Origin of the sequence: Pseudomonas sp. GR 6-02, assembly GCF_001655615.1 — a bacterium.
In the GTDB taxonomy this organism is placed as follows: Bacteria; Pseudomonadota; Gammaproteobacteria; order Pseudomonadales; family Pseudomonadaceae; genus Aquipseudomonas.
Map to the genome: position 1 here is coordinate 4,852,190 of NZ_CP011567.1, position 19,936 is coordinate 4,872,125.

At 60.2% G+C, this 19,936-nt stretch carries 18 protein-coding genes; 11 read left to right on the forward strand and 7 right to left on the reverse strand.

The genetic code is table 11. The features are described 5' to 3' along the window. Positions 1 to 162: 162 nt before the first annotated feature. The 3 genes from PGR6_RS21270 to PGR6_RS21280 are packed head-to-tail and all read left to right on the forward strand — an operon-like array spanning position 163 to position 5,084. Positions 163 to 1,521: a TolC family outer membrane protein gene (locus tag PGR6_RS21270; protein WP_019648053.1), complete on the forward strand. Its 1,359-nt coding sequence runs from the start codon at positions 163 to 165 to the stop codon at positions 1,519 to 1,521. A gap of 26 nt (positions 1,522 to 1,547) precedes the next feature. After that, positions 1,548 to 3,707 (forward strand): type I secretion system permease/ATPase, encoded by a 2,160-nt coding sequence (locus PGR6_RS21275; RefSeq protein WP_018929910.1) that lies wholly within the window; start codon positions 1,548 to 1,550, stop codon positions 3,705 to 3,707. 9 nt (positions 3,708 to 3,716) lie between these two features. Beyond that, entirely contained in the window at positions 3,717 to 5,084 is a 1,368-nt protein-coding gene (locus PGR6_RS21280) for an HlyD family type I secretion periplasmic adaptor subunit (protein WP_064619601.1), read from the forward strand. 152 nt (positions 5,085 to 5,236) lie between these two features. Here the strand turns inward: PGR6_RS21280 and PGR6_RS21285 are convergent, their stop codons facing one another. Together PGR6_RS21285 and PGR6_RS21290 are read right to left on the reverse strand one after the other, a co-directional pair. Next, the gene (locus PGR6_RS21285; protein WP_064619603.1) at positions 5,237 to 5,830 is read right to left on the reverse strand and encodes a tRNA-uridine aminocarboxypropyltransferase; all 594 of its coding nucleotides are present in this window, start codon (positions 5,828 to 5,830) and stop codon (positions 5,237 to 5,239) included. Between the two features lie 4 nt (positions 5,831 to 5,834). Continuing rightward, positions 5,835 to 6,728: a LysR family transcriptional regulator gene (locus PGR6_RS21290; RefSeq protein WP_007938472.1), complete on the reverse strand. Its 894-nt coding sequence runs from the start codon at positions 6,726 to 6,728 to the stop codon at positions 5,835 to 5,837. Positions 6,729 to 7,085: 357 nt separating this feature from the next. Between PGR6_RS21290 and speB the strand changes: the two genes are divergently transcribed. The 5 genes from speB to PGR6_RS21315 all read left to right on the forward strand — a co-directional run bounded on the left by speB (position 7,086) and on the right by PGR6_RS21315 (position 12,140). Further along, positions 7,086 to 8,036, forward strand: coding sequence for an agmatinase (speB, locus tag PGR6_RS21295; RefSeq protein WP_007942156.1), 951 nt, complete (start codon positions 7,086 to 7,088; stop codon positions 8,034 to 8,036). A gap of 9 nt (positions 8,037 to 8,045) precedes the next feature. Continuing rightward, a complete protein-coding gene (locus PGR6_RS21300; RefSeq protein WP_018929906.1) occupies positions 8,046 to 8,468 on the forward strand; it encodes a YybH family protein in 423 nt (140 codons plus the stop codon). A 54-nt stretch (positions 8,469 to 8,522) separates the two neighbouring features. Then, the gene (locus tag PGR6_RS21305) at positions 8,523 to 10,034 is read left to right on the forward strand and encodes a purine-cytosine permease family protein (protein WP_064619606.1); all 1,512 of its coding nucleotides are present in this window, start codon (positions 8,523 to 8,525) and stop codon (positions 10,032 to 10,034) included. Between the two features lie 227 nt (positions 10,035 to 10,261). Next, positions 10,262 to 11,641: a sodium:solute symporter gene (locus tag PGR6_RS21310; RefSeq protein ID WP_018929904.1), complete on the forward strand. Its 1,380-nt coding sequence runs from the start codon at positions 10,262 to 10,264 to the stop codon at positions 11,639 to 11,641. A 247-nt stretch (positions 11,642 to 11,888) separates the two neighbouring features. After that, complete coding sequence (locus PGR6_RS21315; RefSeq protein ID WP_026286702.1) at positions 11,889 to 12,140, forward strand: acyl carrier protein; 252 nt, start codon at positions 11,889 to 11,891, stop codon at positions 12,138 to 12,140. Between the two features lie 186 nt (positions 12,141 to 12,326). Here PGR6_RS21315 and PGR6_RS30560 read toward each other — a convergent pair whose 3' ends face one another. Together PGR6_RS30560 and ptrR are read right to left on the reverse strand one after the other, a co-directional pair. Next, positions 12,327 to 12,455 carry a PA1414 family protein gene (locus PGR6_RS30560; protein WP_007914492.1) on the reverse strand — a complete coding sequence of 43 codons (129 nt, stop codon included), beginning with the start codon at positions 12,453 to 12,455 and terminating at the stop codon, positions 12,327 to 12,329. Between the two features lie 140 nt (positions 12,456 to 12,595). After that, the gene (gene ptrR, locus PGR6_RS21320; RefSeq protein WP_064619609.1) at positions 12,596 to 13,489 is read right to left on the reverse strand and encodes a putrescine utilization regulator PtrR; all 894 of its coding nucleotides are present in this window, start codon (positions 13,487 to 13,489) and stop codon (positions 12,596 to 12,598) included. A 104-nt stretch (positions 13,490 to 13,593) separates the two neighbouring features. On the opposite strand from ptrR, the gene PGR6_RS21325 reads away from it, so the two are divergent. Further along, a complete protein-coding gene (locus tag PGR6_RS21325; RefSeq protein ID WP_064619611.1) occupies positions 13,594 to 14,784 on the forward strand; it encodes an MFS transporter in 1,191 nt (396 codons plus the stop codon). Here PGR6_RS21325 and PGR6_RS21330 read toward each other — a convergent pair. The 3 genes from PGR6_RS21330 to PGR6_RS21340 form a co-directional block, all read right to left on the reverse strand. Next, positions 14,720 to 15,652, reverse strand: a complete 933-nt coding sequence (locus PGR6_RS21330; RefSeq protein WP_064619614.1) for a DMT family transporter — start codon at positions 15,650 to 15,652, stop codon at positions 14,720 to 14,722. The genes PGR6_RS21325 and PGR6_RS21330 overlap by 65 nt on opposite strands. A gap of 165 nt (positions 15,653 to 15,817) precedes the next feature. Next, positions 15,818 to 17,263 (reverse strand): NCS1 family nucleobase:cation symporter-1, encoded by a 1,446-nt coding sequence (locus PGR6_RS21335; RefSeq protein WP_064619617.1) that lies wholly within the window; start codon positions 17,261 to 17,263, stop codon positions 15,818 to 15,820. 334 nt (positions 17,264 to 17,597) lie between these two features. Next, positions 17,598 to 18,434, reverse strand: coding sequence for a CvfB family protein (locus PGR6_RS21340; RefSeq protein WP_007942143.1), 837 nt, complete (start codon positions 18,432 to 18,434; stop codon positions 17,598 to 17,600). A 351-nt stretch (positions 18,435 to 18,785) separates the two neighbouring features. Between PGR6_RS21340 and PGR6_RS21345 the strand changes: the two genes are divergently transcribed. Beyond that, positions 18,786 to 18,974: a hypothetical protein gene (locus tag PGR6_RS21345; RefSeq protein ID WP_017337097.1), complete on the forward strand. Its 189-nt coding sequence runs from the start codon at positions 18,786 to 18,788 to the stop codon at positions 18,972 to 18,974. A gap of 209 nt (positions 18,975 to 19,183) precedes the next feature. Beyond that, positions 19,184 to 19,900, forward strand: a complete 717-nt coding sequence (locus PGR6_RS21350; RefSeq protein WP_064619620.1) for a TorF family putative porin — start codon at positions 19,184 to 19,186, stop codon at positions 19,898 to 19,900. Positions 19,901 to 19,936 lie beyond the last annotated feature (36 nt).

Consider the following 19,936-nt stretch of genomic DNA (forward strand, 5'->3'; position numbering starts at 1 on the left):
CGCATAAGTTTTTTTTGGCATAGCCCTTATGAAAAATTTTTCTTAGCTACGCTTCAGGATGTTCTTAGCTCTGTTGTTACAGGCATGAAACGGTTTCATCTAAAAATATCGTCAAAAAAATGGCGACCGCTAAGCACCATCAGGAATCAGGGAGATGCACCCATGCGCGTTTTAACCCCCCTTTGCAGTGCGATTCTGCTGGCCATGGCCTGCGCTTCTCAGGCTCAGGCGATGTCATTGACCGAGGCGATCCAGAGCACCATTGCGACCCACCCGGAACTGGCGTCTCGGGTCGATGCCCGGCTCTCGGCCGACGAGCAGATTAAAGTCGCTAAAGGGGGCTTTTATCCATCGGTGGATTTGAACGCCGCCTATGGGCGCGGCTACAGCGATAACACCACCACCCGGTCGCGAGGCAATCACAACACCGAAATCCTCACCTACACCCAGTCGGAACTGCGCCTGCGGCAAATGCTGTTTGATGGTTTCAACACCGCCAACGAGGTCGCGCGCACCAAAGGCGTGTCCAACTCGCGGGCCTATTACGCTCAAGGCACCGCCCAGGACCTGGCCCTGCGCACCATCGAGGTGTACCTCGAAGTGCTCAAGCGCCGCGAACTGGTGACCCTGGCCAAGAACAATCTACAAGCGCACATGCGGGTCAACGATCAGATCGGCCTGCGTACCCAGCGTGGGATCGGCAGCAACGCCGACGCCGACCAGTCCACCGCTCGCCGGGCACTGGCGCAAAACAACCTCGACACCGCCGAAGTCGATCTGGCCGATGCCGAAGCGAATTTCTACAGCGTCGTGGGGCGCATGCCCGATGAACTCGAAGCGCCGCCGTCGACCCGCGGCGAACTGCCCGCCACCCTGCCCGAAGCCCAGCAAAGCATGGTGGAAAACAACCCGTACCTGAAATCCGCCCAGGCTGACGTGCAATCGGCCGAGAGCCAGTACGAAGTCGCCAAGTCGCCGTTCTACCCACGCTTCGACGCCGAAGCAGCGGTGGGCGCCAATAACAATGTGCAGGGCGATCAAGGCCACGACAACGAATGGCGAGTGGGCGTGGTGATGAACTACAACCTGTTCCGTGGCGGCAGCGACAAGGCCCGGTTGGCCTCCGATGCGCATCAGATCAACCAGGCGATGGACATCCGCAACAACGCATTGCGCCAGCTCAACGAGAACATCCACCTGGCCTGGAACGCCATGCAAAACGCCAAGAAACAAACCCCGACCGCCCGTGAATACGCCGAAACCACCACCCGAGTACGGGCGGCGTATCAGGATCAGTTCGGTCTCGGCCAACGGACTCTGCTCGACTTGCTCGACAGTGAAAACGAGCTCTACAACGCCAACCGCCGCTACACCGAAGTGCGCTACACCGAGGAGTTCTCGATGTACCGCGTGCTGGCGAACATGGGCCAGTTGTTGAGCAAGCAACGGGTGGTGCTGCCCGCCGATGCGATCGCCGCCACCGAAGTGAAAAACGAAGCGCGCTTGCCTGAACTCAAATGAAGTAACGCCGTGTAGGAGCGATCAATGTGACCAGCATGGAAACCGGCAACACGGGTGTCGATCCGCGTCTTAGTTTCGATGATCCGCTTCTGGACGGCCTGTTGATTCTCTGCAAACTCCACGGCGCGACGGTCAGTCGTGCCAGCCTGAGTGCCGGGCTGCCAATGGCACACCAACGCTTGAGCCTGGACCTGCTGCCGCGCGCAGCGGCCCGGGCCAGTTTGCAGGCGCGGGTGCTGCGCCGTGAACTGGCGGATATTTCTGCGCTCAACCTGCCGGTGATGCTGATCCTCAACCATGGCCGCTGCGCGGTCTTGCGCCGTTGGGGCGACGATGGTCAGGCGCTGATTCTGCCCAGCGAAGCCGACGGCGGAGAACAGTGGGTCAGCACGGACGAGCTGGCCGCCAACTACAGCGGCCAGGCCTTGTTCGCCCGGCCACGGCATGAACTCGAAGACTTGCGCGCGCCGCTGGTGCCGCGGGTCGAGGCGTGGTTTCGCGACACGCTGAAGCTGTCGAAATGGCTGTACAGCGATGCGATTCTGGCAAGTTTCCTGATCAACCTGCTGGGCCTGATGGTGCCGCTGTTCGTAATGCAGACCTACGACCGGGTGGTGCCGAACCAGGCCACTTCAACCTTGTGGGTGCTGTCGATCGGCCTGCTGATCGGCACCGGTTTTGAGTTGGTGCTGCGGGTGGTTCGTGCGCACTTGCTGGACACTGCCGGGAAGAAAACCGACGTGATTCTTTCAGCGACCCTGTTCGAACGCATCACCGGCATGGCGATGAAAGCGCGACCCGCAACCATCGGTGGTTTCGCCCAGAGCATTCATGACTTCCAGGGCCTGCGGGAGTTTCTCACCGCCGTCACGCTGACCAGCCTGATCGACATGCCCTTCGCTGTGCTGATGCTGGTGGTGATCGGCCTGCTCGGCGGCTGGCTGGTGGTGATTCCGCTGCTGGCCTTCCCCATCACGATTCTCTTCGCCATGGTGATTCAGGCGCGCCTGCGCGACACCGTGCAGAAGAGTCTGAGCCTTGGTGCCGAACGCCAGGCCCTGCTGATCGAAACCCTCGGCGGCCTGGAAACCCTCAAGGCCTGCAGCGCTGAAAGCGAGCGCCAGCACAAATGGGAAAGCACCCACGGCGCCCTCACCCGCCTCGACAGCCATGCGCGCAACCTCTCCGCGCTGGCCACCAACGGCACGCTGTTCATTCAGCAGTTCTCCGGCATGGCGACCATCGTCGCCGGGGTCTATAGCATCATCGCCGGCAACCTCAGCGTCGGTGCGCTGGTGGCAAGCTACATGCTCGGCAGCCGCGTGCTCGCGCCGCTGGGGCAGATCGCCGGGCTGATCACCCGTTACCAGCAAGCGCAACTGACCATGAAAAGCACCGATTCGCTGATGTCGTTGCCGCAAGAGCGCGACGCCAGGCAGCGGCCACTGGAGCGCACGCAACTGCAAGGCGCCCTGGACGTCTGCGGCGTAACGTTCCACTACAACGGCCAGAACGCGCCGGCCCTGGCCAACGTCAGCTTCAGCATGAAACCGGGCGAGCGGATCGGCATCATCGGCCGTAGCGGCTCGGGCAAAAGCACCTTGGCGCGGCTGGTGATGGGTTTCTACGCGCCGGAAGAAGGCCAGTTGCTGCTCGATGGCCTGGACCTGCGGCAACTGGACGTCGCCGACCTGCGTCAACAGATCGGCTACGTCGCCCACGACCTGCCCTTGTTGGCCGGCAGCCTGCGCGACAACCTGACCCTCGGCGCCCGTTATGTCAGCGATGCCCGGATGCTTGAAGTCGCTGAGCTGACCGGCGTGACTGAACTGGCGCGTCAGCATCCACAAGGGTTTGATCGGCCAGTGGGCGAGCGCGGTCAGTTGCTGTCGGGTGGGCAACGGCAAGCGGTGTTGCTGGCGCGGGCCTTGTTGCTTGATCCGCCAATCATGCTGCTCGACGAACCGACCAGCGCCATGGACAACAGCAGCGAAGACCTTCTGCGGCAGAAACTCCACGGCTGGGTCCAGGGCAAAACAGTGCTGTTGGTGACCCACCGCTCCTCGATGCTCAGCCTGGTGGATCGGCTGGTGGTGCTGGACAACGGGCGGATCGTCGCCGACGGCCCGAAAGAAGCGGTGATCGATGCATTGCGCAAGGGCCGTGTCGGCTCTGCGACGGTTTAGGAGCGCCCCATGGCCCGTTCATCATCCGACACAGCGCAAGACCGAAGCTACTTCGGCAGTTTCAGCAAAAGTGCCGAGAGCGAGTTCATGCCGGAAACCGCCGGCGCCTCGTTGCAGGATTCACCGCGCTGGTCGCGGATCACCGTGTGGCTGGCGGCGGCGCTGCTGATCAGCGCGCTGGTCTGGGCCAAATTCGCCGTGTTGCAGGAAGTCACCATGGGCGAAGGCAAGGCGATTCCGTCGAGCAAGATACAGGTGATCCAGAACCTGGAAGGCGGCATCGTCACCGAGATTTTCGTTCGCGAAGGGCAAATGGTGAACAAGGGCGACACCTTGCTGCGCCTGGATGACACGCGATTCCTGTCGAATAAGGGCGAAAGCGAAGCGGACCGCTATGCCTTGATCGCGCAGGTCGAACGATTGTCCGCCGAAGCGGAAGGCCGGCCATTCACACTGTCGCAGGAAGTGATCGCCAAGGCGCCGCAAGTGGCCGAGGACGAACGCTCACTGTATGAACAACGCCAGCGCCGACTGGCCAGCGAACAGCGCACGCTGACTGAACAACTTCGGCAAAAAACCCAGGAACTGGCGGAATTCCGTTCCAAACAGGGGCAGTTCAGTTCCAGCCTGGCGCTGCTGCAACAAGAGATGAACATGTCGGCGCCGCTGGTGGGCACCGGGGCGGTGTCACCGGTGGAAATCCTGCGGCTCAAACGTAGCGCGGTGGAAATCCGCGGCTCGTTGAACGCCACGACCCTGGCGATTCCCCGGGCGGAATCGGCGATCAATGAGATCAAAAGCAAGATCGACGAGTCCGAACAATCCTTCCGCTCGGACGCGGCGAAAGAGCTGAATGAAAAACGCACCGACCTGTCGAAAATCACCGCCACGAGCATTGCCATCGACGACCGGGTAACGCGCACCACCGTGGTGTCGCCGGTTCACGGCATCATCAAAGTGCTGAAGGTTAATACCATCGGCGGCGTGGTCCAGCCGGGCAGCGACATGGTGGAAATCGTGCCCGTGGAGGACAACCTGCTGATCGAAGCCAAGGTCCGCCCTCAAGACGTGGCGTTCCTGCACCCGGGCCAGAAAGCCATGGTCAAGTTCAGCGCTTATGACTACACGATTTATGGGGGGTTGAGTGCCAGGCTTGAGTTGATCGGGGCGGACACCATTACCGATGACAAGGGCAACAGTTTCTATCTGATTCAGGTCAGGACCGACAAGAATCACCTGGGCGGGGACGTGAAACCGCTACTGATCATTCCGGGGATGGTGGCGACGGTGGACATTATTACCGGGGAGAAAAGCGTGCTGGATTACCTGCTTAAACCGGTGTTGAAGGCACGGACCGAGGCGATGCGGGAACGCTAAGTCTCACGCTGTCCCTGTGGCGAGGGAGCTTGCTCCCGCTGGAGTGCGAAGCGCTCCCAAAACCTGTCAGCATGATTTCCCTGACACACAGGCTGAATGGTTTTGGGGCTGCTGCGCAGCCCAGCGGGAGCAAGCTCCCTCGCCACAAGTCATCACCGGCCGTGATTCTTCTGATAGGTCTCCTCCCCCATCGCCGCAATCTGCCCCTCGATCAGCGCCTCGAACGGCTTTAATAACGGCTCGAAACTGCTCGGTGCTTCGAGGGTCTGCAACGCCTGCACAATCGCCTCCACCGTCGACAACGCCCCAGGCCCAGGTGCCTTGCGCAAGCGATAACGGGACACCCCGCCCTCGGCCAGGGTCACTCTGGGCAACGCCGCCAGCAATGGATTGAGGTGCAGCATCTTGCGCGCCTTGCGCCAGGTACCGTCCGGAACCACCAGCAGTAGCGGCTTATCACTCGCGGTGTACGCCTGCATCGGCTGCGCATCTTCACCGGGAAACAACAGCCGCGCCTGATAGCCCGGTTGATTCAACAACGCCGGCAAATCCTCGAACACCTCGCCCACGATCAACTCGGCATTCTTGAGTCCCAACGCAGCCAATCGTGCGGTATTCAATGCATGGTTCACTTCACTCGGATGCTGCAACAGCAACACCCGCGTGCGGCTATCCAGGCTTGGGATCAGTGGGCACAGACAATGGGTTTGCGGGCGCAGGCAGCGCGGGCACTGGATTCTGGACATTTTCTTAAGCCTGATTGAGCTGTGCTTTGAGCAAATCACGGAAGGTCTGGATCAGCGGCTCGCGGCTACGGCCACGGCGCACGATCATCGAGAATGGCGCCTGATAACCGAACGTCGCCGGCAGCAGCACGCGCAAATCCCCCTTGTCGGCCCAGGCCTGGGCGTAGTGCTCCGGCAGGTAACCGATGTAGGCGCCGGACAGCACCAGAATCAATTGGGCCTCCATACTTTCCACGGTCGCCGCGCTGTGCTTGAAACCATGACGCGCCAGTTCGGCCTGGCTCCAATAGCCGCGACCGACCATGCGTTGCTGGGTGATGACCTGTTCGGGGATGCGCCGCTCGTTGAACAGCGGATGACGGCTGCTGCAATACAGCCAGTGTTGCTCGCGGTAGAGCGGCATGTAGACCAGACCGCTCATGCGCGTGGAAAAGGCACCGATGGCCAGGTCGAGGCGGTTGTCCTGCACGCCGAGTTGCAGTTCGTAGGGGCTCATGACCGAGAGATGCAAGTGCACCGCCGGGTGTTCCTGGCTGTAGGCGCCGATGGCTTCGGCGAATGGCAAGGCCTTGTCGCTGACGGTGGAATCGATCACCCCCAGGTTCAACGTGCCGCGCAATTCGCCTTTGAGGGCGGCGGCGTATTGTTCGAAACCTTCGAGTTCGGCCAACAGACGCAGGGTTTCCTGATGGAACAGCTCGCCCTTGCTGGTCAGGCTGAAACCGCCGCGACCACGATGGCACAGCACCAGGCCGAGGGCCGCTTCGAGCTGGCTCATATAGGTGCTGATGGCCGACGTCGAGAGATTGAGCTCGTGCTGGGCGTTGGCGAACCCCTGATGGCGGACCACGCTGACGAAGATGCGCAATAGTTTCAGGTCGGGTAAAGCGTTGGCCATGGGGGGGCTCCATTGCAAGGTAGTGCATGTTGCTTTTGTGGCGAGGGAGCTTGCTCCCGCTCGGCTGCGAAGCAGTCGTAAACCCGACTCATGCGGTCTGCCCGATGCAACCGGGCTTAATGGTTTTGGGGCCGCTTCGCAGCCCAGCGGGAGCAAGCTCCCTCGCCACAAGGGTTCGGTGCATGGTGGGGAGTCTATCTTCCCGCCCGCCATTAGTTTAGAAAAATCTGAACTAAGTATTTGCCCGTAGCGATTCTTCCCGGCCACTGCATTTCGCAGAATCGGCCCACAGCGGTGCCCGTCTCTCCCCGAGCGGCTTACCTGCATAAATAAAACAACGACGATGAGGCCTTACCCGTGGACAAGATTCTTCACCAACCACTGGGCGGCAATGAAATGCCGCGCTTCGGCGGCATCGCCACCATGCTGCGACTCCCCCATTTGCCATCCGCTGCCGGCCTGGACGCTGCCTTTATCGGCATCCCGCTGGACATCGGCACGTCCCTGCGCCCCGGCACCCGCTTCGGGCCGCGTGAAATCCGCGCTGAATCGGTGATGATCCGTCCGTACAACATGGCCACCGGCGCTGCGCCGTTCGACTCGCTGTCGGTTGCCGATATCGGTGACGTGGCGATCAACACCTTCAACCTGCTGGACGCCGTGCGGATCATCGAAGAGGCCTACGACAATATCCTCGAACATGATGTGATCCCCCTGACGCTGGGCGGCGACCACACCATCACCCTGCCGATCCTGCGTGCCATCCATAAAAAGCACGGCAAGGTCGGCCTGGTGCACATCGACGCTCACGCGGATGTGAACGATCACATGTTCGGCGAGAAAATCGCCCACGGCACCACCTTCCGTCGCGCGGTAGAAGAAGGTCTTCTGGATTGCGACCGTGTAGTGCAAATTGGCCTGCGGGCTCAGGGCTACACCGCTGATGACTTCAACTGGAGCCGCAATCAAGGCTTCCGTGTGGTTCAGGCCGAAGAGTGCTGGCACAAATCCCTGGCGCCGCTGATGGCCGAAGTTCGCGAGAAAGTCGGCGACGGTCCGGTGTACCTGAGTTTCGATATCGACGGCATCGATCCGGCCTGGGCACCTGGCACCGGCACCCCGGAAATCGGCGGTCTGACGACCATTCAGGCGATTGAAATCGTGCGCGGTTGCCAAGGCCTCGACCTGGTTGGCTGCGATTTGGTAGAAGTCTCGCCAGCGTACGACACCACCGGCAACACCTCGCTGCTGGGCGCCAACCTTTTGTACGAAATGCTCTGCGTACTGCCAGGCGTGGTCCATCGCTGAGGATCGGTCATGAACGAACGTGATCAGGTACTCAATGCCGCCGCCGAACTGGTGTCGGCCTTTGCCCGAAACGATCGCGAAGCCTACTTCGGCGCATTCAGCATCGATGCCAGCTTCGTGTTCTACACCCTCGAGCAGCCCCTGCTGTCGCGCGATGCCTACCAGGCGTTGTGGGACAGCTGGCGTGCCGAGGACGGCTTCGAGGTGCTGTCGTGCACCTCGAGCAACGCCTTCGTCAGCCTGCAGGGTGACGTGGCGATTTTCATCCATGACGTGGCCACCGAGCTGCGCATGCAAGGGGAGCAACACTTCAGCCAGGAACGCGAGACGATTGTTTTCAAGAAACAGGCGTCTGGCCAAGAACAACAAGGCCTTTGGCTGGCCTGCCATGAACATTTGTCCGCAATGCCGGAAGGGCTGCCACCCCCTTAGCCAAACAGGTGACGCTCACGCACGATGAGCGCGCCTTTATGATCGGAGCAGATCATGAATAACAACAACAAAGACCAAAGCCTTACGCAAATTGAAACCTACGGGGTCGAGCAGATCCCGGACAACGAACGCACCGCAGGCCCGACGGACTTGTTCCGGATGATCTTCGGCGGTTCCAACACCTTCGCCACCGCCGTGCTCGGCAGTTTCCCGGTACTGTTCGGCCTGTCTTTTCAGGCGGGCGTCTGGGCGATTGTGCTGGGCGTGTTGCTGGGCTCGCTGATCCTCGCGCCGATGGGCCTGTTCGGTCCACTCAATGGCACCAACAACGCCGTGTCGTCCGGTGCGCACTTCGGCGTGCACGGGCGGATCGTCGGTTCGTTCCTGTCGCTGTTGACCGCTATCGCCTTCTTCTCGCTCTCGGTATGGAGTTCGGGTGATGCGCTGATCGGTGGTGCGAAACGCCTGATCGGCCTGCCGGAAACCGACCTGACCCTGGGCCTGGCCTACGGTCTGTTCGCGATCCTGGTGCTGACGGTGTGCATCTACGGCTTCCGCTTCCTGCTGTGGGTCAACAAGATCGCCGTGTGGAGCGCCAGCCTGCTGTTTCTGCTGGGCGTCTTCGCCTTCGCCGGTCCTTTCGATGTGAACTACGCCGGCAGCGTCAGCCTCGGTCAACCGGGTTTCTGGGCGGCTTTCATCGGCGCTGCGCTGGTGGCGATGAGTAACCCGATTTCCTTCGGGGCGTTCCTCGGCGACTGGTCGCGCTACATCCCGCGTGACACCTCCAAGCGCCGGATCATGGCTGCCGTGGTGATCTCGCAGATCGCGACCTTCATCCCGTTCCTGTTCGGCCTGGCCACCGCCACCATCGTAGCGATCAAGGCACCGGACTACATCGCGGCCAACAACTACGTCGGCGGCCTGCTGGCGGTGTCGCCGAGCTGGTTCTTCCTGCCGGTGTGCCTGATTGCGGTGATTGGCGGCATGTCCACCGGCACCACGTCGCTGTATGGCACCGGGCTGGACATGTCCAGTGTGTTTCCACGGGTCCTGTCGCGGGTTAAAGCGACGCTGCTGATCGGCGTGATGTCGATTGCCTTCATCTTCATCGGGCGCTTTGCAGCGAACCTGGTGCAGAGCGTGTCGACCTTCGCCGTGCTGATCATCACCTGCACCACCCCATGGATGGTGATCATGATCATCGGCCTGCTGGTGCGTCGCGGCTTTTACTGCCCGGATGACCTGCAAGTGTTCACCCGTGGCGAAAAAGGTGGCCGCTACTGGTTCACCCACGGCTGGAACTGGCGTGGTCTGGGCGCCTGGATCCCGAGTGCCGCGGTCGGTTTGTGCTTCGTGAACCTGCCGGGGCAGTTTGTCGGGCCGCTCGGCAATCTGGCCGGCGGGATCGACATCAGCCTGCCGGTAACCCTCGGCCTGGCTTCGCTGGTGTACCTGACGCTGCTGAGCCTGTTCCCGGAATCGGCCACGGTGTTCGGCCCCAACGATGCACGCAGCAAGGGCACGGATTCGCTCGGTAAACCGGCGATGCGACAAGCCGCCTGATTCAACACGGTGGTCAACAGAACTTCCGTGGCGAGGGAGCTTGCTCCCGCTCGACTGCGCAGCAGTCGCAAAACAGGTTAATGGCGTTCTCCAGAAGAAACCTGGTTGCAGGATTTGGGGATGCTTCGCAGCCCAGCGGGAGCAAGCTCCCTCGCCACAAAAAGCGGTCTCATGGCCATATTGCTATTCAGCCTCACCATAAAAAAGACAATCGGAGACACGCCATCATGGCTTTGGATTTATTCGTCGTACTCATCTACGCCGCCGCGATGCTGATGCTCGGCTATTACGGCATGCGCAAGGCCAAGACCAACGAAGACTTTTTGGTCGCCGGTCGCAACCTCGGCCCGAGCATGTACATGGGCACCATGGCCGCCACCGTTCTGGGCGGCGCGTCCACCGTCGGCACCGTGCGCCTGGGCTACGTCCATGGCATCTCCGGTTTCTGGCTGTGCGCGGCACTCGGCTGCGGGATCGTGGCGCTGAACCTGTTCCTCGCCAAACCGCTGCTGAAACTGAAAATCTACACCGTTACCCAAGTGCTGGAAAAACGCTACAACCCGATGGCCCGCTCCGCGAGCGCGGTGATCATGCTGGCGTATGCGCTGATGATCGGCGTAGTTTCGATCCTGGCAATCGGCACCGTACTGCAAGTGCTGTTCGGCCTGCCGTTCTGGGTCTCGGTATTGCTCGGCGGTGGCGTGGTGGTGATCTACTCTGCGATCGGCGGCATGTGGTCCCTGACCTTGACCGACATCGTCCAGTTCGTGATCAAGACCGTGGGCCTGATGTTCATCCTGTTGCCGATCTGCCTGTACCGCGTTGGCGGCTGGGATGAATTGGTGTTGAAACTGCCGGCCACTGCCTTCAGCTTCACCACGATTGGCTGGGACACCATCATCACCTACTTCATGATCTACTTCTTCGGGATCCTGATCGGCCAAGACATCTGGCAGCGTGTGTTCACCGTCAAGAGCGCCAAAGTGGCTCAGGTCGCCGGTACCTTCGCAGGCTTCTACTGCATCCTTTACGGCCTGGCCTGCGCCCTGATCGGCATGGCCGCTCACGTGCTGATCCCGGACCTGGACAACGTCAACAACGCTTTCGCCGCCATCGTCAAACTGTCCCTGCCGGACGGTATCCGCGGTCTGGTGATCGCCGCGGCCCTGGCGGCCATGATGTCCACCGCCAGCGCCGGCCTGCTCGCCGCTGCCACCACACTGACCGAAGACCTGCTGCCGAAACTGCGTGGAGGCAAACAGTCGAGCCTGGGCATGAACCGCCTGTTCACCCTGTTGACCGGCATCGTCGTACTCGGCATCGCTCTGGTCGTACATGACGTGATCAGCGCGCTGACCCTGGCTTACAACCTGTTGGTGGGCGGCATGCTGATCCCGCTGATCGGCGCGATCTTCTGGAAACGCGCAAACACCGCCGGCGCCATCGCCAGCATGGGCCTGGGCTTTGCCACTGCGCTGCTGTTCATGATCAAGGACGGTATGGACGCCAATACTCCGATCTACTACAGCCTCGGCGTGGGCCTGGTGAGTTTCGTGGTGGTCAGCCTTCTGTCCCGTCGCCCGGCCGTAGTGGCGAGCGCTGCCTAAGACTTCTATAACGACCTGATGCTTTCTTCGGCGGGTGTGGCGTCGGTTGCCACACCCGTTTTTTTTCGCCTGAAGGAATTTGCCCATGAAGATCGTCAGCCGCGATCAGTGGTTCAAGATCGAACGCATTTCGGTAGCCTTCCGGAGAGTATCTGCGCTCGATGATTGACGAGTGGCAGCGCCGACACGCCTGAAGCCTGCTGTACTCAGCGTCAAGGACCTCATAACGTTCTCGAAGAAGGACCTCATGACAAGAGCCGCCGTTCGTGCCGCCGTGCATCGTCGCATCCGCCGCCTGCTGGAAAACCAGGATGACTTCGACGACAACACCAACCTGATGCAGTTGGGCTTGGACAAAGAGGATATTGAAGAGCTGATCTTCCGCCTGGAGGATCAGTTGGGGTTGACGGCGTTTACCGCCGAAGAAGACCGGATGCTCAAGACTGCCAGGACGGCGAATGACTTGACCCGGTTTTTGATTGAGATTGGGCGGTATTGAAACGGATTGCTAAATACATCCGATGGGCCGAACGAACCTCTGTGGCGAGGGAGCTTGCTCCCGCTCGATTGCGCAGCAATCGCAAGCTGCACTCGCGCTCAAGCTGACCCACCTGAGTGGCGATGAATGGGGCCACTGCGCGCCCCAGCGGGAGCAAGCTCCCTCGCCACAGGTGATTTGCCAGACTTACCGACGGCGCTGCTGGCGGCGACGTTGTTCGTCATCAGTGCGAATTGGCACCGGTTGCAGAGGCGGTTCAATCAAACCGAGTGCGACACCCAGGTCATGCAGCCAGTTTTGGATTTTCTCTTTCATGATGCCCCCCTTCAGGGTCGTGCCGAGCGGCCGAAGTTCTGTAGCCCCTTCGCACTGATAATAGTCCGAAGTCCTACGCAATGCTCGCTCAAGATCGCAATGATCTGTTACTGAATTGATCCAAATCCTTGGACGTTAGTTCAAGAAATTGACTGGGCCTGGACCATGGTCGACGGATACACCGCCTGCTGCTGCTCGATCCATGCATTCAGGTTGGCCCCGACCATGCCTTTGCGCCACATCAGCCAGGTGGTCGCGCTGGCAAACGGCTCGGCCAACGGGTGCACCGCCACGCTTTCACGCCCCGGCAGACTGGCGAGCATCGACTCCGACATCAGCGCCACGCCAGAGCCGGCAATCACGCAAGCCAGCATTCCCGGATAAGACTCGATCTCCATGGGTCGGCCCATGGCCGCATGGTCATGGGCAAACCAGGCTTCCAGGCGCATCCGGTAGGAGCAGCCCTGGCGAAACGTGAACACCGAACGCCCTTCGACATCCAGCGCACTGCGCACCGGCGGATGATCGGCCTCGCTGATCAACACCAGCCGTTCGTCGCACAACGGCACGCCGTCGAGCCCGGCCAGTTCCAGCGGGCCGTCCACCAGCGCCGCATCGAGGCGCCCGGTGAGCAACCCTTCGAGCAGTTCACCGCTGGGGCCCGACTGCACTTGCAGGTTCACCGCCGGGTAGCGGCGGTGATAACGCGCCAACAGCTCTGGCAAGTGAATTGCGGCGGTGCTGTACATAGTGCCCAGTACGAAATCCCCGGCCGGTTGCCCGCCCTGCACCGCCGCGTGGGCTTCGTCGTGCAAGGCGAACAGCTTGGCGGTGTAGTCCAGCAGGACTTTTCCCGCAGGTGACAACTGCAAACGCTGACGCTCGCGTACGAACAGTTCGACACCGAGTTGCTCTTCGAGCTGTTTAAGCCGGGTCGACAGGTTGGAGGGCACGCGATGCAGGCGTTCGGCGGCTCGCGTAATGGAGCCCTCTTCCGCCACTGCCTGGAAAATCCGCAATTGGCTGAATTCCACGCCATTCTCCAAATCAGAACAAGTTTCTCACTATTATTCATTTTTAAAGAAAGTCAATCAGTCCTAGCCTGACGGTCATTGATCCTCGAAACGGAACTCAGACCATGTCCCCTCTGATTCGCTTAACCGCCAGCTTTGTCGCCCTGATGATGGCCATGGGCATCGGGCGTTTCGCCCTCACCCCACAACTGCCGCACTTGCTCAGCGAAGGTCAGATCGACCTGACTGCCGCTGGTCTGATTGCTGCCGCCAACTACCTTGGTTACTTCGCCGGCGCGGTGGATGCGATGTTCGCCCGTCGCCCCGATCAGGTTCGCAGGCGCCTGCTCGGCGGTTTGTGGTTGTGTGTATTGCTGACCCTGGCCTCGTTCTGGGCCAACGGGTTCTGGGCGCATCTGGCGCTGCGTTTCGGCACGGGCGTGGCCAGTGCCTGGGTGCTGGTGATGATTACCGCGTTGAGCCAACCGCTGGCAGCGGCGGCCGGTCGTCCGCGACTCGGCGCCTTGGTGTTTGCCGGACCGGGTCTGGGGATTTTTCTGACAGGGTTGTTGGCCTTGGGCTCGAACCTGCTGGGGCAAACGTCCGCGACCTTGTGGTTGGTGTATGCCGCTGTCGGGCTGGTGATGCTGCTGGCGATTCTGCCGTTCCTGCCGCAGCCGGCCGCCACTTCAACGGTGATACCGCTTGCCACCAAGTCGGCCGCCCAAGGCGTCGGACGCTTACCGGTAATCTATGGGTTGTACGGTCTGGGCTACATCATCCCGGCCACTTTCCTCTCACAAATGGCCAGCGCGCAGTTCCATGGGCAATGGCAAGCCGATCTGTTCTGGCCGTGCTTTGGTCTGGCGGCGGCGACCGGGGTCGTGTTGGTGAGCCTGCGTCGGCACAACCCGAACGCAACTCGTCATTGGCTGATGGCGACGCTATGGCTACAGGCCGCCGGGGTGTTTGCTTGCCTGTTGGGCAGCGGTGCCGGCCTGGCGCTGGGGGTGATCCTGTGTGGCGGGCCGTTTCTGGCCTGCATGCAACTGGTGATGCAGCGCTCCCGGGAACTGGCGCCCCACGCCACCCAGCGCAATGCCGGGCTGCTGACCGCGTGCTTCGCCGTGGGTCAGCTCAGCGGGCCGTTGCTAGCCGCGTTGAGCAGCCATTTCAGCGGTGGCTTGCAACCCGCGCTGGTGATCGCCGGCGGCGGTTTTATCATTGCCGCAGGCTTGTTGCTGCGCCCGATCAGGGTTGCCCAAGTGCTTTGCGCAAACGACGGCGCACCCACTGCTCTGCACTCACAAAAGTGATCCCGAGCAAAACCAGTACCGCGCCGATCACAAAGTTCAGGCTCAGCTCTTCACCCAGCAGCACCACGCCGAACGTGACGCCGAACAACGGCGTCATGAACGAAAACACCGCGAGGTTCGCCGCCAGGTAACGGCGCAGTAGCCAGAACCACGTCAGGTAGCTGAAGAACGACACCACCAATCCCTGAAACAGCACGCTGGCCACCGCCACCGTGGTCAGGCTGACATGGGTGACCTGACCACTGAGGATCGCAATCAGCAGCAGGCCGACGAAGCCGACGATCAGTTGATAAAACAGCGTCAGGGTCACCGGCGCTTCCGACAGGCGCGAGGCGCGCACCACCACGGTGGTCGCGCCCCACGACGCGCCGGCCAGCACACCCAGGGCATCGCCCATCAACATGCGGTGGTCAAGATTGTCCCAGGACACACCACCGGCAAACGCAATGGCAATGCCAATGAACGCCAGAAAAATCCCCAGCCACTGCACCGGTCTTAAACGCTCACTCGGCAGCAACCAATGCACGCCCAACGCGGTAAAGATCGGCGCGGTGTAGAGAAATACCGACATATGCGCCGCCGTAGTCAGTTGCAGACCTTCGGCAATGAAGAAGAACTCCAGGCCAAACAACGCGCCGGCCAGCAAGCCGCCGCGCCAGGTAGTCCCGACCTGATCCCAACCGCCCTTCCAGCAGATCAATAATCCTACAAGCAACGCGGAAATACCCGACCGCCCCGCCGCCTGCATGACCGGCGCGATGTCGGACGCCGCCCATTTGATCATCACCTGTTGCACACCCCAGATCAGGCACAGCCCGACCATCACTTGCAGGGCAAACCCATCGGCGCTACGCCGGGTGGCGCTCACCGGAACACCTCGACAACACAATCCATGGCAGTGACTCGACAGTAAAAGCAAAGCCCCGGCCTTCCTGCTGAACAGAGGGTGCCGGGGCGAAAAATTATGCTGTCGATTATTAACCAGATGGACAGAAAAAGGTGTCTGCAAAAGACCTTTAAATCGCCACGTACGTCATCCAGCGATGACCAGCGCCGCCGATTGCTGTGCCTGCTCGCGCCTGGCCAGTGCGAAGTACAGGACGCCGCCGAGGAAGCAGCCGGTGAACCAGGCGAAGTTGGCCATCGGCTGCAACACCGGGATGAAAGTGATCGCAACGCCCATCAGGGTGGCTGGAATCAACGCCTTGACCGCCGTCCAGTTGATCCCGCCGCTGTAGTAATAACGCCCGCTCGGGCCGTCATTGAACAGCGCATCGACGTCGATCTGCTGCTTTTTGATCAGGTAGTAATCCACCAGCAGAATCCCGAACAGCGGGCCGATGAACGCCGCCAGCACGTCGAGGGTGTAGTGAATCACTTCGGGGTTGTTGAATAGGTTCCACGGGGTGATGAAGATCGACGCCATGGCGGCGATCATGCCACCCGCACGCCAACTGATTTTGCTTGGGGCGACGTTGGCGAAGTCGAATGCCGGGGACACGAAGTTGGCGACGATGTTGATGCCGATGGTCGCGGTGACGAAGGCAAAGGCGCCGAGCAGCACCGCCACGCTGTTGTCGATGCGCGCCACGGTGGCGATCGGGTCGTGAAGCATTTCACCGAACACCGGCAAGGTGCCGGAAACGATCACCACGGTCACCAGCGAGAACGCCAGAAAGTTTACCGGCAGCCCCCAGAAATTGCCGCGACGCACGTCATTCATGCTGCGGCAATAGCGACTGAAATCACCGAAGTTCAGGGTCGGACCGGAAAAGTACGACACCACCAATGCCGTTGCCACGATCACCTGGCCGAAGGCTTCCCAGCCAGACAGGGATTTCTCCGCCAGGGTGAAGCTGATATTGCTCCAGCCGGCCTGCCAAACGATCCAGCCGGCGAGCAGGAACATCACGCCGTACACCACGGGGCCGGCCCAGTCGATGAAGCGGCGGATCGACTCCATGCCGGTCCAGAACACCAGCGCCTGGACGAACCACAGGCTGAGGAAACCGAACCAGCCGAGGTAGGACAAACCGGCAAAGTGCGGTTCGGCGTAGGCCGCCATCGCAGGAAAAAACCGCAGCACGACGATGATGAGTGCACTGGACGCCAGGTACGTTTGAATCCCGTACCAGGCCACCGCAATCAGGCCGCGAATAACCGCAGGAATATTCGCCCCGAACACCCCGAACGCCAGTCGGCAGATCACCGGGTAAGGCACTGCGGCTTGCTGACTCGGCTTGGCCACTAGGTTGGCGATCAACTGCACGATGCAAATCCCGCCGAGCAAGGCAATCAACACCTGCCAACTGGCCAGCCCAAGCGCAAACAGGCTGGCGGCGAACACATAGCCGCCGACGCTGTGCACGTCGCTCATCCAGAAGGCAAAGATGTTGTACCAATTCCATGTCTGCGGCAGTGGCCCCAGGTCCTGGTTATACAGGCGCGGGCTGTAGCCATTGGGCAATTGTTCGGTCATCGCGGGGCTCCTCGAAAGTACAGGCGCGGCCCCCGAGATTGATGCGGCGACCACACTGCGTACGGGAGCCGGCATGGTTTGTATACGAGTTACTACGCAGAATGCGTGCCATACGATCTAAAGGTGTGACAAATCTGGCTTCCAACCCTGTTCAGAGCACAGCTTTCAAGTCGTAGAGGGGGTGATAATGCCCATGAACAGGGCGTCCGCGCCTGCAAACGGTGCAGGGCGTTATGTATACAAAGAGATGGGTGACTGCTACGCAGAAGGCTACCGTAGGCTGGATCCTTTTTTGATCACAACCTGCGGTAGCGCCTACCGGGGCCGGTGCAGGTCAGCTGAGTTCGATACGATCAGCGTGAATGACGATCTGGCCGTTCTTGTACAACGCACCGATGGCCTTTTTGAAGTTGCCCTTGCTGACGCCGAACATACTGCTGATCAGTGTCGGGTCGCTCTTGTCGCTGACTGGCAGGGTGCCGTTGTTGTCGCGCAACTTGGCGAGAATCTTCGAGTTCAGACTGGTGGCAGCGGCTTCGCCCACCGGCTGCAGGCTCAAGCTGATCTTGCCGTCGGCACGGACTTCTTTGATAAAGCCCTTCTCTTCTTTACCGGCGCGCATGAACTTGAAGATTTCGTTCTTGTGGATCAAGCCCCAGTGCTTGTTGTTGATGATTGCCTTGAAGCCCATATCGGTCGCTTCGGCTACCAGCAAATCAACTTCCTGGCCCGGGGTGTAGTTGGCCGGGGTCTTGTCCAGATAACGGTCCAGACGTGCCGTCGCGGTGATGCGCCGGGTGTGTTTGTCGAGGTAGACGTGCACCACGACATACTCGCCGGCAGTCATCTGGCGCTTTTCTTCGGAATACGGCAGCAGCAGATCCTTCGGCAACCCCCAATCCAGGAACACGCCGATGCTGTTGACTTCAACGACTTTCAAACTGGCGAATTCACCGACCTGAACTTTCGGCTTTTCGGTGGTGGCGATAAGTTTGTCATCGCTGTCCAGATAAATAAAAACGTTGAGCCAATCTTCATCTTCGCTGGGAATATCTTTGGGAATATAACGATTAGGCAGAAGGATTTCGCCGTCCGCGCCACCGTCCAGATATAAACCGAAGTTAGTGTGTTTAACCACTTGCAAACTGTTGTAACGCCCGACTAAAGCCATGTCCAATACCCTCATTGCGTGGGCGGCATTCTACCCGGTTTTGCGGGCTACGTTCGGCGGGCCGGCTCGGTGGCGCGAGAAAATCCGCGCAAGGCCCTAATTTCCCTGGGTTTGGCGGGCGTGTTTGGCCGCTCGTCAGGCCGTTCGGGTGGTCTGGACGGTGGCCAGCCCATCCGAAAAGCACTATTTTTCCACTGAGGTTTTTAGTTAAAACAGCAGCTTAGGGGACTATTCCAAATAATAACTTGCGATTATTCGCGCACCTGCCGTGTGTATTTCGGGAGGATATTTACCAAGCAATTGTCAAGTATTTCCTGTACGATGCCTGGCCAAGTTAATTTCTACAGGTTAATGGCCGCCATGCGTGTAAAAGCATCCAACAGCAAAGCAAAGCCAGCTCCAGCCGTTGAAACCAGTGAATCGATCAACAATCAGATCGCTGCGTTCCTCAAGTCCGGTGGCGAGATCCAGCAAATTGCCAAAGGCGTCAGCGGCCAGACGTTCGGCCCGTCCAAGCAGATCACGCTGGGCAAAAAGTAATTCCCCCGTTTTAACTGGTCCCTAAGCGCTTTGAGCTTCGAAGCGCTTGGACTGGAACCCTTCAGCAATACCCCATAAAACAAATCAATATTTCAACAATCGACGAACGGCCCTCGATGCCGAACATTCGCCGGTATGCTTGCACGTGTCTGGATCAAGCGTTTCAGCAGGTTTTCACCACCTGCTCCTCGCAGCTCATGGAGTGACGCATGCTCAAGCCCCCTTTTCTCCTGCTCGCCAGCCTGTTGTGGTGTTCCGTCGCCCATGCGCAAGTCTTCCAGCGCGAATTGGGCGATTTCGATCTCAAACTCGCCACCACCCCCAGCCGCAGCATGGCCCAAGGGCTGGTCAAACCCTCGACGACCGGCTCGTTCCACGGTGGCCTCGACCTGAGCCACGACAGCGGCTTCTACGTGGGCCAATGGTCCCCCAGCATGGGGCTTAGTCCTTCGAGCAACCTTGAAGTCGACTCCTACATGGGCTTTAAACAGCCCTTCGATCACTCCCTCGGCTACGAAGTGGGCATGATCCATTACAGCTATCCCAAAGTGGATACCCTCGACAGCCAGGAGTTGTTCGGCGGCCTGACCCTGCTGGGCAGCCGCTTCGGCGCTGCCTTCAGCAACGACCCGGACAAACAGAACAGCACCCTGTTCGCCGACCTCAGTGGCAATCAGCCGTTCGGCATCGGGATCAGCCTGAAATACACCACCCATCAACTCAATGCGCCGGTGTCCGTCGACGGTGGATATGTAGGCAGTTTTACCGACTGGTCGGTGAAATTGTCCCGGCCGTTCATGGGTATCGACCTGGACTTGATCTACAGTGACTCAAGCCTGAGCGGCAGCGATTGCTCCGCCTATTCCGGCCACAATAGCGAATGCGACGGCCTGGTCACTCTCAAGGCTGTACGCGCCTTCTATTAATCGGCTGAACTGCCAGGCTCGTCCTGCGTTCACATA